The organism is Promicromonospora kroppenstedtii (assembly GCF_044389675.1).
Classification (GTDB): Bacteria; Actinomycetota; Actinomycetes; order Actinomycetales; family Cellulomonadaceae; genus Promicromonospora; species Promicromonospora kroppenstedtii.
This window is the reverse complement of record NZ_JBIRYI010000029.1, coordinates 1-16640: the sequence shown is the minus strand read 5'-3', so window position 1 is coordinate 16640 and position 16640 is coordinate 1. Positions and strand designations below refer to the sequence as shown.

Genomic DNA, 16640 nt, shown 5'->3' with positions numbered 1-16640 from the left:
GTGGTGGATGACCTGGCGCATCAGTTGCGGTACACGGCTGGTGAGGAGCGGACTCTGGGTCAGTTGCGTGCGGACTGTCTGACGGGGATCGTGACCGGGCGGTTGGTGCCGGGGGACCGGTTCGCGGCCACCTGCCAGGCGGAACGGACCACGACCACGAGCGACGGCACGGGTAACGGCGCAGGTCTTGAGGACGGCGCGAGCGTCGAAGGTGACGACGCCGGTCCCATCTGTACGTGTGGTGGCCGGGCGCCCGTCGTTCACGAGACGGTGGTGCAGGTGACGCCGTCGCGCCCTGTTGTCCGGGTGACCGTGCCGGCGAGCGCGCTCCTGGGACTGGATGACATGCCTGGTGACCTGGACGGGTTCGGCCCGGTCCCGGCGGAGACGGCACGCCTGATCGCTGCGGATGCCACCTGGCAGCGTCTGCTTACCGACCCGGTCACAGGTGTGCTGACCGACTACTCCACGACCGCGTACAAGCCCGGTCGGGTGCTCCGGTCAGCGGTGGAAGCCAGGGACGGGACGTGCACCTTCGTCGGTTGTGACGCGGTCGCGGTGTCGTGTGATCTGGACCATATCGAGCCCTTCGATCATGAGCAGGGCACCGTGCAGGGTGGTGAGGCTGGGGTTGTCCATGGGCAGACCCGTGCCGAGAACCTCCACGCGCTCTGCCGGCGACACCATCTGCTCAAGACCCATGCGGGCTGGGGTGTCGTGCGCGACCCGGTCACCGGGATCACGACCTGGACCACGCCTAGGGGTGGGACGCACACCCGGCCGCCGACGGTGCTCGACACTCGGGCCGACCTCGGCGATGTCGACCCGGCGACGAGCGGGGACCTGACCCTGAGCGCCCTGATCGGACGCCGGCTACCCCGTGCCTACGTCACGGCCGCACCGACGGCCGGCCCCTCCGAGCCCATCGCCCCATCTGGACCCGGCGAGCCGCCGTTCTGACCGAGGGCCAACAATGACGAACCGACGACGAACTGTGCCGTCCGGGTGGATGCCCCTGCTCCGAAGCCCACCCGGATGGACAGCAAAGCGATGTGCGCGCGGTGGCCGGACGCCGCCCCATGATCCGGGACGGCGTCCGGCACTCTGTCAGGCAGCGCGGTCAGCCCGCCTGATCAGGCCACGTCGTCAGGCCGCGTCCCGGTACGACTCGGCGGCGTGGAGCAGGTAGTACGCCAGGCCGGTCTGCTGCTGCTCGAGCATCTGCCGGTGGAAGTCGTCCGTGACGAAGAAGCGCGCCTGCGAGGCGAAGCCCGCAGCGTCTGTCGGGTGCGCGACGGCGAGGGCACCGATGTGCCCCTCGATCGCCACGACCACGACCGGGTCGTTGGCGCGCAGCCCGGCCCGGAGCGCGTGGGCCATGGTGGCCATGAACGCGGTCGCCTCGGCGGCAGCCGCGTTCATCCCGTCGGCGTCGACCTCCGCGGTGTCGAGCTCGACGCCGTAGGTCTCCCGCAGGTGCGCGTTCTGGTCCGCGAGGGCGTCCTGCCACCCGGCCCGGTCCAGGCCGGTGAACATGCTGTCGGCGGTCATGGGTTCTCCCCTTCTCTCGTGTGCGATGGCCTGCTCGAGCGTCGCCAGCACCTGGGCGATCCGTGCCCCGCGGGAGCGGAGCAGGGCGCGCTGGTCCAGCAGGCACTCGAGCCGGGAGGTGCGGTCCGTGAGGGCCTCCGCGATCGCGTCCAGCGGCATGTCGAGCTCCCGGAAGAACAGGATCTGCTGGAGACGTTCGAGATCGCCGTCCGAGTACGTCCGGTAGTCGTTGCGCTCGTCCCTCGCGGGCACGAGCAGACCGATCCGGTCGTAGTGGTAGAGCGTCTTGAGCGTCACCCCCGACAGCCGGGAGACGTGCGTGATCGTGTAGGCCATGGGCCGCACCTCCTGGAAGAACCATCAACCCTCCCCTAAGGGTAGGGTCAAGCGCCGGCCACCCGATCTTCATCCGGGCTTCCTTTTCAGGACCGCGGTCTCGTAATTCGCGGCCATCTGCGCGGGGTTCCATATCGATATCGCCAGTCGCGATATCCCGCCGGGCACCGCCCGGCTCCCGCAGAAAGGAACGCCCATGCGCCCCCGCGCACTCCCGGCTCTGGGCCTGCTCGCCCTCGGCACCGCCGCACTCCTCGCCGGCTGCTCCGCCTCGGCCTCTGCCGACTCCGCCGCCGCGTCCGACCCGGACGCCCCCATCACCTTCGCCACCACGCCGCTGGGCGACGACCCCGGCGCCGAGAACCCCATCGAGGCGTTCGCCAGCCTGGTGGAGGCCGAGACCGGCCGCGAGGTCGAGATCGTCGACGTGCCTGACTACACGGCGGTCGTCGAGGCCCTGCGCAACCACCACGTGGACATCGGCTTCATGAGCGGGTTCCCGTCCGCGCTGGCGGTCAACACGGGCGAGGTCGACTCGCTGGTGGCCTGGCCCGGCAACGACGACCCGGTCTCCACCTGCCTCGTCCTGGACGACTCGCCCCTGGAGTCGCTGGACGACGTCACGCCCGAGACCGTGGTCGCGTTCGCCGACCCGGCGTCCAGCTCCGGCTACTTCATGCCCGTCGCCATGCTGCACGACGCCGGCCTGGAGAAGGACGCCGACTACACCCCGATGTTCAGCGGCGGGCACGACATGAGCTTCACCGCCCTGAAGGAGGGGCAGGCCGATGTCGCGTGCACCTCGACGATCTTCCCGTCCATGGCGGGCCTGGGCGACCCGATGTTCCCGTTCGAGACGGGCGAGACCCGCTCGATCGGCGAGAGCGACTCCATGCCCGTCGCCGTCACGGTGCTGGCCGACCAGGAGCTCGCCGACGACAAGCGCGAGCTGCTCGCGCAGGCTCTGCCCAAGGTGTTCGTCAAGGAGAACGCCGACGCCCTCGGCGCGATGTTCGAGGCCATGCAGGGCACCGAGCCGATCGTCGACCCGGACCCGTCGATCTTCCAGCCCTTCGTCGACATCGCGGCCATCGCCGACGTCGACATCTCGGACCTGGGCTGAGCATGACCGCCCCGGCACTCGTCTCGGTGCGCGGCCTGCGTGTCGCGTACGGCGACGGCCCCCTCGTGCTCGACGGCGTCGACCTCGACCTCCACACGGGCGAGATGGTCGCCCTCCTCGGTTCGTCCGGCTCCGGCAAGTCGACCCTGATGCGCAGCCTCACCGGCTTCGCGCCGATCAGCGGCGGCTCGGTGCACGTCGTCGGCCACGACATGACGAACCTCCCGCGCCGCCGGCTGCGCACCGTGCGCGCCTCCGTCGGGCAGGTGTTCCAGCAGTTCAACCTGGTCGGCCGGCTCAGCGTGCTCACCAACGTGCTCACCGGCGCCCTGCACGACGCCGGACCGATCAACCTGGCGGGCGGGTTCTCCAGCGCCCACCGCCGCCGCGCGATGGAGCTGCTCGACCGCGTCGGCATCGCCCACAAGGCCACCGACCAGGCGCGGTCCCTGTCGGGCGGCCAGCAGCAGCGCGTCGCTATCGCGCGGGCGCTCATGCAGCGGCCGCGGATCGTCCTCGCGGATGAGCCCGTCGCCTCGCTCGACCCGCGGATGTCGCACGCCGTGCTCGGTCTGCTCCGCGAGATCGCGCACGACGACGGCATCCCGGTGCTGGTCAGCCTGCACGTGCTGGCCCTCGCGCTGGAGCACTCGGACCGCGTCGTCGGCCTCCGGCACGGCCAGGTGCTCGTCTCCGCGCCGACTGCCCAGCTCGACGCCGCGACCCTCAACGTCCTCTACGACCACGAGAACGACAACGAGGAGGCGACCCGTGTCGACGATCACGCCTGACCAGCGCACCCGCGCCCGCCTCGAGCGCGCGGTCAACGTGCCCCGGGCGCGGTTCCTGCTCGGCCTGCCCGTCGTCGGCGTCCTGCTGGTGTGGTCCTTCGTCGGCGCGGAGTTCGACTTCGCGAAGCTCGGCGAGGGCACCGTCAACATGGGCGACTTCCTGCTGCGGCTCTTCCCGCCCACCTGGGACAAGTTCGGCACGATCGTCGAGCTGCTGGTCGAGACGCTGCAGATGGCGGTCGTCGGTACCGTGCTCGGCGCCGTCCTGTCCCTGGTCGTCGCGTTCGGTGCCGCCTCCAACATCGCCCCGCGCTGGCTGTACTACCCCACGCGCTGGGTCATGAACGTCATCCGGTCGCTGCCCGACCTCGTCTTCGCGCTCATGTTCGTCTCCGCCGTGGGGCTGGGCCCCTTCGCCGGCATCCTCGCGATGACGATCGGCTCGATCGGCTCCATCGGCAAGGTCTTCGCCGAGGCGATGGAGGCCGTCGACGCCGGTCCGGTCACCGCCATGCAGGCCGTCGGCGCCTCGCGCCGCCAGGTCGTGCAGTACGGCGTGCTGCCGCAGGCCGGGCCGCTCCTCGTGTCGTACACGCTGCTGCTCTTCGAGGGCAACGTGCGTGGTGCGACCATCCTGGGCATGGTCGGTGCCGGCGGCATCGGCCTGGAGCTCACGACCGCCATGCGAATGTACGACTACGGGCACTTGTCCGCGATCGTCATCTGCATCATCGTGCTGGTCACGGTCATCGACCAGGCCAGCGCCGTCATCCGAAGGAAGATCACGTGACCAGTACCCCCGTGCTCACCCTCAGCGCCCCCGTCAACCTCCGCGACCTGGGCGGCATCGCCGTCGACGGCGGCGTCGTCCGCCCGGGCTTCGCCCTCCGCGCCGACGACCTCGCCCTGGTGACGGACGACGTCGCCCGGGCGCTGGTCGACGGCGGCGTGCGGGCCATCATCGACCTGCGCTCCACCGACGAGCTCGGCGTCACCGGACGCGGCCCGCTCGGCAGCCACTCCAACGTCAGTTATCACCACGTGCCGCTGCTCGCCGACATCGGCCAGGCCGCCGAAGGCACCGGGACGCACCCGGCAGGGCCGGCCGGGATGGCCGCCGAGATGATGGACCAGACCCGGTTCGGCCGGATGTACCTGCGGATGTACGAGGGCGCCGCCCCGCAGATCGTGACGGCGCTCGCGATCATCGCCCACGCGCCGGGCGCGGTCGCGTTCCACTGCGCCGCGGGGCAGGACCGCACCGGCGTGCTCGCCGCGTCGCTGTTGCTGGCGCTCGGCGCCGACCGCGACGACATCGTGGCCGACTACGTGCGCACCGGTGAGAACTCCGCCGCCATCATGGCGCGCATCGCGCCCGTCATGCGGCCGCTGATGAGCCGGTTCGGGATCGAGCTCGACGCCGCCGCCCTGGCAGCCGTCAGCACCGAGTTCTCGGACGCCCCGATGCGCGAGCTGTTCGTGATGCTCACCGAGCGGCACGGCGACCCGCTCGCGCCCCTGCGCGCGGCCGGGCTCACCGACGGCCTGGTCGCGCAGCTGCGGGCCCGGGCCCTGAGCCCGGCAGAGTGACCGCCGGTACGACGCGCGGCCCCGGCCGCCCGCGTTCGCACGGGCACGACGAGCGGATCGTCGACGCCGCCGTCGAGCTCCTGGAGCGCGGCGAGGAGATCACCGTCAGCAGAGTGGTGGAGCGCAGCGGCGTGAGCCGCGCCGCGATCTACCGGCGGTGGCCCAGCATGACCGACCTGGTCGCCACGGCGCTCGACCGGGGCCGCGCGCCGCACACCATCCCGCTGGAGGGCGACCTGCTGCAGAACGTCCTGGACGCGTACACCACGGCGCCGTCCGCGACGCGCGAGACGTACTCGGAGGAGCGGTTCCGGCTGCGCATGCGGCTGGCGATGACGGACCGCAAGCTCTCCCAGGCGTACTGGCGGTCCCACGTCTCGCGGCGCCGCGGCGGCATGGTCGCCGTGCTGCGGGCGGGGGTCGAGCGGGGCGAGCTGCGCCCCGACATCGACGTCGACGCCTGCATCGACCTGGTCAACGGCGTCTTCTACTACCAGTTCGTGGTGCGCGGCGTGACCCTCGACGACCCGGAGGCCCTGGCGCGCTGCCGCGAGGGCATCCGGGTCGCGTGGCGCGGGATGGCCGCTCCCTAGGCTTCGCCGTACGCCGGCCACCGCCCGCCCCGGCTGACGGCCGGTGCCTCCCCGCGCCGACCCGGACCGGCCGTGACAGTCTGCCCGCATGACCGCACCGAGCGCAGAGGCGGAACCGCAGGCACTGCCGCAGGCCAGGGTCTGGGCCATCTTCGCGGGGCTCATGCTCGCGATGCTGCTCGCCGCCCTCGACCAGACCATCGTCGCCACCGCGCTGCCCACGATCGTCTCCGAGCTCGGCGGCGCCGAGCACCTGTCCTGGGTCGTGACGTCCTACATGCTCGCGAGCACCGCCACCACGGTGCTCTGGGGCAAGCTCGGCGACCTGTTCGGGCGCAAGACCCTGTTCATCGCCTGCATCCTGATCTTCCTGGTCGGGTCGATCCTGTCCGGTACGTCGCAGACGATGGGTCAGCTCATCGCCTGGCGCGCCGTGCAGGGCGTGGGCGGCGGCGGGCTCATGGTGCTCTCCCAGGCGATCATCGGCGACGTCGTGCCGCCCCGGGACCGCGGCCGCTACCAGGGCCTGTTCGGCGCCGTCTTCGGCGTCTCCTCGGTCGCCGGGCCGCTGCTCGGCGGGTTCTTCGTCGACAACCTCGACTGGCGCTGGGTCTTCTACGTCAACATCCCCGTCGGGATCATCGCGCTCGCCGTCGTCGGCTCCGTGCTGCCCCGGATCACCACGGCCACCCGCCCCCGGATCGACTACGCCGGCATCGTCCTGCTCGCCACCATCTCGACGGCGGTCGTGCTGCTCACCAGCCTGGGCGGAACCACCTGGGCGTGGAGCTCCGTGCAGGTGTGGGCGATGGCGGCGCTCGCGGTCGTGGGGCTGGTCGCGTTCGTCGCCGTGGAGCGGCGCGCGCCCGAGCCCGTGCTGCCGCTGCACCTGTTCCGCAACAAGGTCTTCTCCGTCGCCGCGGTCATCGGGTTCGCCGTCGGCTTCGCGATGTTCGGCGCCATCACCTACCTGCCGTTGTACCTGCAGACGGTCAAGGGCTCCACGCCCACCGAGTCCGGGCTGGAGATGACGCCGATGATGCTCGGTCTGCTCATCACCTCCATCGGCTCCGGGCAGCTCATCTCCCGCACCGGACGCTACAAGGTCTTTCCCATCACCGGCACGGCCGTGACCGCCGTGGGGCTCTACCTGCTCTCGCTCATGGACCAGGGCACCACCACGCTCCAGGCGGGCCTGAGCATGTTCGTGTTCGGCGCCGGGCTGGGCATGGTCACCCAGGTGCTCGTCATCGCGGTGCAGAACGCCGTGAGCTACCGCGACCTGGGCACGGCGACGTCGGGCACCACGTACTTCCGCACCATCGGCTCGTCCGTGGGCGTCGCGGTGTTCGGCACGATCTTCGCCAACCGCCTCGCTGCCGAGGCCGCGACCGCCGTGCCGGACGCCGCCCAGGGGGTCTGCGGGCCGGCGGCCCTGACCGCGTCCACGCAGGCGCTCGCGCAGTGCCCGCCCGACGTGCAGACCTGGTTCCTCGACGCCTACGCGACCGCGCTGCACGTCGTTTTCCTGGGGGCGGTGCCGGTCGCGGCGCTCGCGTTCCTCCTGACGTGGCTGCTGCCCGAGGTCGAGCTGCGCACCGCCACGCGCGGTGGCGGCGACGGCGAGGCCGGACACGCGGCGGGCGCCACCTTCGCCCTCCCGTCGTCGCGCACGTCGCTCGAGGAGCTGCGCCTGATCCTGTGGCGCCGCGTGGGCAAGCGCGACCCCCTGCGCGTCTACGACCTCGTGGCGCCGGACGTCGGCCTGACGCCCGGCCAGGCGTGGATGCTCACCCGCGTCTCGCTCAAACGCACCCGGTCCGTGCGGCTCATGGCCGAGCGCACCGGCCGCACCGAGGACGTCGTGCGCGACGTCGCGGACACCCTCGCGACCCGCGGGCTCGTCGCGGTCGACGGCGACACCGTCCTCGCGCTGCCCGCCGGCCACGTCGTCGCGGAGGCCATCCGGGAGGCGGAACGGGAGCGGCTGCGACGGTACGTCGAGCAGTGGCCCGGCGGCGACGAGCCGGAGGTCGCGCAGCTCGTGGACCAGCTCACGCACCAGCTCCTGACCGACCGCACCGACCAGGCCGGGACGACGCCCGCCCCCTGACCCTGCCTCAGCCGCGGGGCGGCGGGACCACCGCCACCGGGCAGGGGGAGTGGTAGATCAGCGCCTGGCTGGTCGACCCCAGCAGGAGACCGCGGAACCCGCCGCGCCCGCGCGACCCGGCGACGACGAGCTGGGCGCTCGCGGCCTCCTCGAGCAGCGCCCGGGTCGGGGCGTCGCGGACCAGCGCCTGCTTCACCTCGACGTCGGGGTAGCGGGCCTCGAAGTCCGCCAGGTTCGCCTCCAGCAGCTCCGCCTGCTGTTGCTCGATCTCCGGCCACGGTCCGAGCTCCAGCTCCCAGCCGTTGGGCACGGGCAGGTCGCTCCAGGCGTGCACGGCCACCAGGGGCACGTGTCGCGCGGCCGCGGCCGCGAAGGCGAACTCGATCGCCGACCGGCTGGTCGGCGACCCGTCCACACCCACGACGACGGGCGCGTCCGGCGTGGGCGACTCCGCCCGCTCGCCGCGCACGACGACGACGGGGCTCAGCCCGTGCGTCGCGAGCGCCACCGCGATCGAGCCGATCACCAGCCCGCTGAACCCACCGAGCCCGCGCGATCCGACCACCATCAGGTCTGCCGCCGCCGACTGCCCGATCAGCCGCGCGGCCGGGGAGCCGGTCGCCTGCAGCATCGTGGTGCGCACGCCGGGCGCGGCCTCCTCCGCCGTCGCCACGGCGGCCTCCAGCCAGAGATGGCCCTCCTTGATCAGCTCGTTCTCGTAGGGGGACAGGGCCGGCGCGTGGGGCACGGCCGCGGGGATCGGCGTCCACACGCTCAGCAGCACCAGCGGCACGTCACGGCGCACTGCCTCCTGCGCCGCCCACCGGACGGCCTGCGTGCTCGACGCCGAACCGTCCACCCCCACCACGACCGGCTTGCTCGCTGTTTCCGTCATCGGGACTCCTCACGGGGCGTTCGCTGACCACCGGACCGTTCCTTCTTAGCACCGGCGGGGCGTTCACGCCGTGTGCGGCAGCCGGACCGTGAACGTGGTGCCCGGCGAACCGTCCTCGTCGGCCGTGGCCGAACGCACGGCGATGGTGCCGTCGTGCCCGGTCACGATGGCCTCCGCGATCGCGAGCCCCAGGCCGGTCGAGCCGCCGGCGCGGTTGCGGGCCACGTCGCCGCGCGTGAACCGGTGGAACAGCGCGGGCCGCAGCCCGACGGGGATGCCCGGGCCGTCGTCGGTGACGTCGAGGACCACGGCACCGCCGTCGCGCCGGAGCCGCACGTGCACGTGCGTGCCGGGCGGGGTGTGGGTGCGGGCGTTGGCCATGAGGTTGGCCATGACCTGGCGCAGGCCGGCCTCGTCGCCGGTGACGACGAGGTCGTCGGCATCCTCCGGCAGGTCGAGCGTCCAGGTGCGGTCCGGGCTGGCCGCGTGGGCGTCCATGACGCCGTCGACGGCGAGCGCCGCCAGGTCGACGGGGGAGCGGTCGAGCCGGCGTCCGGCGTCGAGCCGGGCCAGGAGCAGCAGGTCCTCGACCAGGCCCGTCATGCGGATGGCCTCGGACTCGATGCGGTCGAGCGACCGCTCGGCGGTGGGTCCGAGGTCCTCGGGGGCGCGGTGCACGAGCTCGGCGTAGCCGCGGATCGAGGCCAGGGGCGTGCGCAGCTCGTGGCTGGCGTCGGCGACGAAGCTGCGTACCTGGGTCTCGGAGTCGTGCCGGGCCTGGAGCGACACCTCGACGTTCTCCAGCATGCGGTTGAGCGCGGCGCCGACCTGGCCCACCTCGGTGCGCTCGTCGGTGAGGTCGGCGCGGACGCGCGGGATGGCGGCGATCGCGCCGCGGGACAGCTCGAGCTCGGAGACGCGGCTGGCGGCGGCGGTCACGTCGTCGAGCGGGCGCAGGGAGCGACGCACGAGCCAGGCGCCGACGCCGACGGCGGTCAGCAGCGCGACGGCGCCGAGCGCGGCCTCCACGAGGATGTACCGCTGCACGGTGGTGTCGACGGTCGCGGTGCTGGTCGCGACGACGGACGCCTGGCCGTCGGCGGTGGTGCGGTGCACGGCGCGGAACGAGCCGAGGCCGGTGAGCCGCACGTCGTGCGGCAGCCCGTCGGCGGGGACGGCGGTGAGCTCGGCGACCTGCTGGTCGTCGAGGCCGACGCGTTCGAGCGAGGTGGTGATGCGGTCGGCCCACACGAGCTCGCCGTCGGCGGACCGCACGACGGCGCTGCCGGGTCCGATGCCGGCCGGGATGGTGGGCGTCCCGGCGTCGCCGTCCGGGCCCGGCTGGGGCGCGGGCGGTCCGCCGACCGCGCCGGGCCGCTGCGCGGGGCCGTCCGTGACCCGTTCGCTGGCCTGGTCGAGCGCGCGGTCCAGCTCGGCGACGAGCTGGGAGCGCAGCACCGCGGTGGAGGCCACCGCGAGGCCCACGGTCACGATCAGCACGACGGCGGCGAGCACGCCGACGAGCCGACGGCGCAGCGTCATGGGCGGGCGGGCGGCGGGTCGCCGGGTCTCAGCCACGGGCCCCGTCCGAGCCCTTCGCGACGCGCAGCACGTAGCCGACGCCGCGCAGCGTGTGGATCATCGGCTCGCGCCCCTTGTCGATCTTGCGGCGCAGGTACGAGACGTACAGCTCGACGATGTTGGCCTGCCCGCCGAAGTCGTAGTTCCACACGTGGTCGAGGATCTGCGCCTTGGACAGCACGCGCCGCGCGTTGCGCATCAGGTAGCGCAGCAGCTCGAACTCGGTCGCGGTGAGGTGGATCTCGTCGGCCCCGCGCCGCACCTCGTGCGCCTCCTCGTCCAGCCTCAGGTCGCCGACGGTCAGGACGGCGTCCTCGTCGCGCGTGGTGGTGCCCCCGCGGCGGAGCAGGCCGCGCAGCCGGGCCACGACCTCCTCCAGGCTGAAGGGCTTGGTCACGTAGTCGTCGCCGCCGGCCGTGAGCCCGGTGACGCGGTCCTCGACGGCGTCCCGCGCGGTGAGGAACAGCACCGGGATCCGGTCACCGTGCTGGCGCAGCCGGCGCAGCACGGTGAGCCCGTCCATGTCGGGCAGCATGATGTCGAGCACCACGATGTCGGGCACGGACTCGCGCACGGCGCGGATCGCGGAGAGGCCGTCCAGGGCCGTGGTGACGTCCATGCCCTCCAGACGCAGCGCGGACGTCAGGAGCTCGGCGATGTTCGGTTCGTCGTCGACCACGAGCGCGCGGACGGGCGAGCCGTCGGCCCGGGTGAGGCGGGGCTGGCCCGTGGAGGCGCCGGGCGCGGGTGCGGTGGTCATGGCCCCAGGGTGACCCCGGACCCGGGGTGGTTCCTGTGCCGAACCTGGGGGTTGGCTATGCCTCCCGGGCCTCGGGAGGCGTCAGTGCCCGCCCGACACCACCACGAACAGCCCCGTCGCGACCGCCCCGACCACGACCACCAGGCACGCGATCGCCCCGGCCAGCCGCAGCGGCGTGGGCCGCGGCGTCGCCGTCGCGGCCCCCGGCGCGGGCGCCTCGCCCGGATCGGCGACAGGCGTGGCGTCCGCCGTCGTCCCCGCCAGCAGGCGCAGCCCGAGCGCGAACAGCGCGGGGATCCCGGCGCCGACCAGCACGCCCGCCACGAGCACCTGGCCCAGCGCGCCCCACTCGATGAAGTCGCTCATCGCACGTCTCCCTTCGGTGCGGCGACCGTTCCCGGGCCGCTGATCGTCCCCACGGACTCGATGGCCGGGCCCACGGAGGACGCGGTCGCGACGGCGGGCACGGGGGCGATGCGCTCGCCGCCGGCCTCGCCCGTCGTGGCGGCGACGGCCTCGATGTCGGCGCCCCGGGCCTCGTCCCACTCCTCGTTGACGTTGGTGTGGTCGACCGGCTTGCGCCGCGACACGACCCAGATGGCGGCCGAGGACACCACGAGCACGCCGAACACGGCGAGGAAGCCGGCGGTGCCGCCGATGGCCGACTCGATCCAGTGGCACAGCGCACCGACCAGGCCCGCGGCGGGGAGGGTGAGCGCCCAGGCCACGAACATGCGTCCGGCCACGCTCCAGCGCACCTTCGCGCCGGGCATGCCCACGCCCGAGCCGAGCACGGAGCCGGTGGCCACGTGCGTCGTCGACAGGGAGAAACCGAAGTGGCTGGACAGCAGGATGACGGCGGCCGACGACGTCTCGGCCGCCATGCCCTGCCGGGTGTCGATCTCGACGAGCCCCTTGCCGAGCGTGCGGATGACGCGCCAGCCGCCCAGGTAGGTGCCGAGCGCCATGGCGATGGCACAGCTCAGGATGACCCAGAGCGGCACGCCGGCGTCGGCGGGCACGGCGCCGCCCGCGATGAGCGCGAGCAGGATGATGCCCATCGACTTCTGCGCGTCGTTGGTGCCGTGCGCCAGCGAGACGAGCGACGCGGAGCCGATCTGGCCCCAGCGGAACCCGCGGTTGGTCAGGTCCTGCGGCACCCCGCGGGTCAGCTTGGCGACGCACCAGGTGCCGAGGCCGGCCACGGCGATCGCGATGAGCGGGGCCAGCAGGGCGGGCACCAGCACCTTGGACACCACGCCGGTCCACAGCACGCCCGAGGTGCCGACGGCGGCCAGCACGGCGCCGACCATGCCGCCCACCAGCGCGTGCGACGAGCTGGAGGGGATGCCGAGCAGCCAGGTGAGCAGGTTCCAGATGATGCCGCCCACCAGGCCGGCGAGCACCACCGGCAGGGTGATGACCTGGGCGTCGACGATGCCCTTGGCGATCGTCGCGGCGACGGCGAGCGAGAGGAACGCGCCCACGAGATTGAGGACGGCGGACAGCGCGACGGCCGTCTTGGGCTTGAGGGCTCGCGTTGCGATGGAGGTGGCCATCGCGTTGCCCGTGTCGTGAAATCCGTTCGTGAAGTCGAAGGCGAGCGCGGTCACGACGACGAGCGCGAGCAGGAGCATTTCTGTCACGGCCTTGATCATGCGAGGGGAAACTGGGCGGATCCGCGTTTTTCCCGGTTGGCCGGTGACTGTTCGTCGAGCGTTCATCTGTTGTTAACCTGGCGGCCACCCCGGTGCGCTGGGGCGGCCGCCAGGTGCCGGCGGTACCGGACGACGGCGTCAGGCCGGGCTGTGCTCCGCGGCGACGTCGAGCACCCAGGTGACCCCGAAGCGGTCGGTCAGCATGCCGAACGCGGGCGCCCACTGCGCCGGCGCGTACTGCTCGACGACGGTGGCGCCGTCGGCGAGGCGCTCCCAGAGGGCGCCGACCTCCTCGACGGTGTCGCCGCGTACGGACAGGAAGAACGGCTCCGCGGTGACGGTCGTGCCGTTCACCCGGCGGGTGGTCGGGGCGGGCGGAGTCGTCGGGGCGGTCGTCCCGGGCACGTCGTAGGCCATGACCCGGAAGCCGTCGTCGGCGACGACCTGGCCGAACACCACCCTGGCGGCATCGGGCCGGTCGGCGGGCAGGCCCAGGTCCCCGTAGGTGGTGACGAGGAGCTGCCCGCCGAACACTGACTGGTAGAACTCCAGGGCGGCGCGGGCCTGGCCGCGGAAGTTCAGGTGGGCGACGGTGGTGATCGACATGGTGCGGTCCTTACGCGTGGGGTTCACCGGCGGAGGGCTCCGGCGGCGAGAACCAATCTCCCAGCGGTACCGGACAGAGAACGTCCGGTACTCGTGGCACCGTGGGGGTCATGCCCACGGCCCCCTCGACCGCCACGTCCACGCGGCTGCTCTCCCTGCTCTCCCTGCTGCAGGTCCGGCGCGACTGGCTCGCAGAGCAGCTCGCGCACCGGCTCGGCGTCAGCGACCGCACCGTGCGTCGCGACGTCGACCGCCTCCGCGAGCTCGGCTACCCCGTCCGCACGGCCCGCGGGCCCGACGGCGGCTACCGGCTCGGCGCAGGCACCGACCTGCCGCCCCTCCTGTTCGACGACGAGCAGGCGGTCGCGCTGGCCGTCGCGCTGCGCACCGCCGTCGCGACCGGGGCGGGCATCGAGGAGGCCGCCGCCCGGGCCCTGACCACGGTGCGCCAGGTGCTGCCCGCGCGGCTGCGGCAGCGGGTCGACGCCCTGGAGGTGACCGCGTCGGGGCCCGGGGACGCCGGCGTCGACACCGGCGTGCTGTTCGCGCTGAGCGCCGCCGTCCGCTCCCGCGAGGAGGTGCGGTTCGACTACGCCGCGCCCGGGAGCCCCGGCGAGCCCGCCGGGACGACGACACCGCCCCGGCGGGTGCAGCCGCACCACGTCGTGGTCCGGGGCGGCCGCTGGTACCTCGTCGGCTGGGCACCGGAGCCGGGGGAGTGGCGCACCTACCGCGTGGACCGGATGACGCCGCGCGTCCCGAACGGCCCGCGGTTCAGCCCGCGAGCCGTCCCGGGCGGCGACGTCGGCGCGTTTCTCGAGGCCCGGTTCAAGGGCTCCGCGAGCAGCGACGCCTGGCCGTGCACCGGCGAGGTGATCCTCGGCCTGCCCGCCGCCCGGGTCGCGCCCTTCGCGGGCGACGGCCTGGCCGAGGCGCTGGGCCCGGACCGCACCCGGCTGCGCACGGGCTCGTGGTCGTGGGCAGCCCTGGCGGCGACGCTGGCGCGGTTCGACGCGGAGATCGAGGTGGTGGGGCCGCCCGCCCTGCGCGACGCCTTCGCTGACCTGTCCCGGCGCGCCGCGCGGGCCGCGGGGCGCTGAGCCCCGGCCGAGCCGCCTAGTTCAGCCAGGACCGGGCGCCGCTCGCGCTGCGCCGCGCCCACCCCACCTGCCGTACGTCGATGAACGCCCGGATGCACCCGGCGCACCGGTCGATGTGCGCCTCGAACCGGCGCTGGTGGCGGGCGTCGAGCCGACGGTCGAGGTAGCCGGGGATGGCCGCGCGGGCGGACCGGCACTCCGGCTGCTCGGCCCGCGCGGCGCCGGTAGTGGTGCCGGCCACGGGATCGTCTGTACACAGTGCACTGCTGAACATCACGCGAACCTGCCCCCTGCGCACGCTGCCCGGTGTCGACCGGCTGACAGCAGTCTCACCTTGGATGAGGAAGCATCGAAATTTTGCTGTGATATGACCTCCTTATCCCGAGCTCCTCAGTGCCCCGCGGACGCCGTGACCAGCCAGGCCGTGAGCACCACGATCACCACCATGAGCGCCGTCTCCCGGCCCGTGCTGCGCCGCAGGACGCCGCCTGCGGTGGCCGAACGCCCCGCGTGCCGCACCACGCCGCGGCGTCGGGCGGTGAGCCGGGGGACCACCTGGAAGTGGTTGTGCGCGCCGAACGCCGCGACCAGCACCACGAGGGCCACCTTCGCCAGCAGGAACAGGCCCCACTCGCTCTCCCAGAGCTGCGCCGGGTGGTCGAGGATGCCGACGGCGAGCGCCACCCCGGCCACCCCGACCACGGCGGCGGCCACGGCCGCCACGACGGAGAACCGGGCGCCCAGCAGCGCGGCGTCGAGGTCGCGGCGGTCCCGGCGGCGGGCGCGCAGCAGCAGCGCGAGCGTGACGACGCCGCCCACCCAGGTCGCGGCGGCCGCGAGGTGCGCGACGTCGGCGATGACCACGAGCCAGCGTGGCTCGACGGTGTTGCTGTGCCCGGCGAGCACCTGCCCGGCGCCGGCCAGGCCGGTGCCGACCACGGCGGCCCAGGACCCCGGTAGCGAGCGCCAGGCGCCCGCCGCGACGGCGACGCCGCCCGCGGCCTGCAGGCCCACGTCCCACCGGGTGGTGCCGGTGAGCGAGTCGCCGATCGCGGCGGGTGAGACGGCGGCCGCGAGGTCGCCGTGTGCCACGAGCACCGACCCCGCCAGCACGCGGACCACAAGCCCGGCGAGCAGCACCCCGCCCGACCAGCGGACCAGGCGCAGGACGGCAGGCACGTCGGCCTCGTCGCGGCCGCGCAGCACCAGGGCCGCGAACGCCAGTCCGCCGCCCGCGACCAGGGCGCCCCAGAGTGCGCCCGCGCCGCCGAGGCGGGTGACCGCGGCGGCGGCGTCGGTCGCGGGGGAGTCCATGTCGGCCGCGTCGTGGCCCATGTCGTGGTCCATGCCGCTCATGTCGTGGCCCGAGGAGGTCGGGGACGGGGCCGAGGAGGGCGTCGCGGACGGCGTCGCCGTGGGTTCGGCGGCCGCGACCGCGAACCCGAACGTGCCCTCCAGCGGGTGGCCGTCCTGGGCGGCGGCGGTCCACGTCACGGTGTAGCGGCCCGCGGGCAGTGCCGCGGCCGGCGTCGCGACGAGGACCAGGCCGTCGCCGGCGGCGGCGACGTCGGCCGGGACCGCGCCGTCGGGGCCCTCGATGACCACGCCGTCGCCGAGCAGGCTCACGGGCAGGGTGAACCGCAGCGTGACCTCGGCGACCGGGGCCTGCGCGGTGGAGCCGGCGGCGGGCGCCGTCGACTCCAGGCGGGTGTGCGCGGCGGCGGGCGGCGCCCACCACAGCGCGACCAGCAGGACGGCGAGCAGTCCCGCGGCCGTGCGGTCGAGCGTTCTGCGCATCTGCGCGCTCCTTCGGGAGAGGCGGGGGGGGGGGGCGGGGGGGGGCCCCCCCCCCCCGGGGGCCCCCCCCCCGGGGGGGGGGCTGCGGGGGGCTAAGGCCCGCCCGGCGGGGGGGCGCGGGGGGTGGCCCCCACCACCCCCCCCCC

The 16640-nt window shown here is 73.8% G+C and carries 16 protein-coding genes and 1 pseudogene; 8 read left to right on the top strand and 9 right to left on the bottom strand.

Going from position 1 to position 16640, the window contains the following annotated elements; all coding sequences use genetic code 11:
- Positions 1–960: pseudogene (locus ACH47X_RS26675) on the top strand (HNH endonuclease signature motif containing protein); the annotation flags it as partial.
- A gap of 186 nt (positions 961–1146) precedes the next feature.
- Here ACH47X_RS26675 and ACH47X_RS26670 read toward each other — a convergent pair.
- On the bottom strand, positions 1147–1887 hold the full coding sequence (locus tag ACH47X_RS26670; protein ID WP_397408446.1) for a MerR family transcriptional regulator: 741 nt from the start codon (positions 1885–1887) through the stop codon (positions 1147–1149).
- 196 nt (positions 1888–2083) lie between these two features.
- Here ACH47X_RS26670 and phnD point away from each other — a divergent pair, with 196 nt between their 5' ends.
- The 6 genes from phnD (at position 2084) to ACH47X_RS26640 (ending at position 8097) form a co-directional block, all read left to right on the top strand.
- Complete coding sequence (gene phnD, locus ACH47X_RS26665; RefSeq protein WP_397408444.1) at positions 2084–3010, top strand: phosphate/phosphite/phosphonate ABC transporter substrate-binding protein; 927 nt, start codon at positions 2084–2086, stop codon at positions 3008–3010.
- A 2-nt stretch (positions 3011–3012) separates the two neighbouring features.
- A complete protein-coding gene (gene phnC, locus ACH47X_RS26660; RefSeq protein WP_397408442.1) occupies positions 3013–3801 on the top strand; it encodes a phosphonate ABC transporter ATP-binding protein in 789 nt (262 codons plus the stop codon).
- Positions 3782–4591, top strand: a complete 810-nt coding sequence (phnE, locus tag ACH47X_RS26655; RefSeq protein ID WP_397408440.1) for a phosphonate ABC transporter, permease protein PhnE — start codon at positions 3782–3784, stop codon at positions 4589–4591. The genes phnC and phnE overlap by 20 nt, the downstream gene beginning before the upstream one ends.
- Positions 4588–5391, top strand: coding sequence for a tyrosine-protein phosphatase (locus ACH47X_RS26650; RefSeq protein ID WP_397408438.1), 804 nt, complete (start codon positions 4588–4590; stop codon positions 5389–5391). Before phnE ends, ACH47X_RS26650 begins: the two co-directional genes overlap by 4 nt.
- Complete coding sequence (locus ACH47X_RS26645; protein WP_397408436.1) at positions 5388–5984, top strand: TetR/AcrR family transcriptional regulator; 597 nt, start codon at positions 5388–5390, stop codon at positions 5982–5984. The genes ACH47X_RS26650 and ACH47X_RS26645 overlap by 4 nt, the downstream gene beginning before the upstream one ends.
- 88 nt (positions 5985–6072) lie before the next feature.
- Positions 6073–8097: an MDR family MFS transporter gene (locus ACH47X_RS26640; RefSeq protein ID WP_397408434.1), complete on the top strand. Its 2025-nt coding sequence runs from the start codon at positions 6073–6075 to the stop codon at positions 8095–8097.
- A 7-nt stretch (positions 8098–8104) separates the two neighbouring features.
- On the opposite strand, the gene ACH47X_RS26635 is transcribed toward ACH47X_RS26640, so the two are convergent.
- The 6 genes from ACH47X_RS26635 to ACH47X_RS26610 form a co-directional block, all read right to left on the bottom strand.
- Positions 8105–8992 carry a universal stress protein gene (locus ACH47X_RS26635; RefSeq protein WP_397408432.1) on the bottom strand — a complete coding sequence of 296 codons (888 nt, stop codon included), beginning with the start codon at positions 8990–8992 and terminating at the stop codon, positions 8105–8107.
- Between the two features lie 63 nt (positions 8993–9055).
- On the bottom strand, positions 9056–10570 hold the full coding sequence (locus ACH47X_RS26630) for a sensor histidine kinase (protein WP_397408430.1): 1515 nt from the start codon (positions 10568–10570) through the stop codon (positions 9056–9058).
- Positions 10563–11333 carry a response regulator transcription factor gene (locus tag ACH47X_RS26625; protein WP_397408428.1) on the bottom strand — a complete coding sequence of 257 codons (771 nt, stop codon included), beginning with the start codon at positions 11331–11333 and terminating at the stop codon, positions 10563–10565. The genes ACH47X_RS26630 and ACH47X_RS26625 overlap by 8 nt, the downstream gene beginning before the upstream one ends.
- A gap of 81 nt (positions 11334–11414) precedes the next feature.
- Positions 11415–11699 (bottom strand): hypothetical protein, encoded by a 285-nt coding sequence (locus tag ACH47X_RS26620; RefSeq protein WP_397408426.1) that lies wholly within the window; start codon positions 11697–11699, stop codon positions 11415–11417.
- A complete protein-coding gene (locus ACH47X_RS26615; RefSeq protein ID WP_036962367.1) occupies positions 11696–12970 on the bottom strand; it encodes an inorganic phosphate transporter in 1275 nt (424 codons plus the stop codon). Before ACH47X_RS26615 ends, ACH47X_RS26620 begins: the two co-directional genes overlap by 4 nt.
- A gap of 159 nt (positions 12971–13129) precedes the next feature.
- The gene (locus ACH47X_RS26610; protein WP_397408424.1) at positions 13130–13597 is read right to left on the bottom strand and encodes a VOC family protein; all 468 of its coding nucleotides are present in this window, start codon (positions 13595–13597) and stop codon (positions 13130–13132) included.
- Positions 13598–13707: 110 nt separating this feature from the next.
- Here ACH47X_RS26610 and ACH47X_RS26605 point away from each other — a divergent pair, with 110 nt between their 5' ends.
- Positions 13708–14697 (top strand): helix-turn-helix transcriptional regulator, encoded by a 990-nt coding sequence (locus ACH47X_RS26605; RefSeq protein WP_397408422.1) that lies wholly within the window; start codon positions 13708–13710, stop codon positions 14695–14697.
- A 16-nt stretch (positions 14698–14713) separates the two neighbouring features.
- On the opposite strand, the gene ACH47X_RS26600 is transcribed toward ACH47X_RS26605, so the two are convergent.
- Both ACH47X_RS26600 and ACH47X_RS26595 read right to left on the bottom strand, forming a co-directional pair.
- Entirely contained in the window at positions 14714–14938 is a 225-nt protein-coding gene (locus ACH47X_RS26600) for a zf-HC2 domain-containing protein (RefSeq protein WP_397408420.1), read from the bottom strand.
- A gap of 149 nt (positions 14939–15087) precedes the next feature.
- Positions 15088–16494: a copper resistance CopC/CopD family protein gene (locus tag ACH47X_RS26595; RefSeq protein WP_397408418.1), complete on the bottom strand. Its 1407-nt coding sequence runs from the start codon at positions 16492–16494 to the stop codon at positions 15088–15090.
- Positions 16495–16640: the final 146 nt, after the last annotated feature.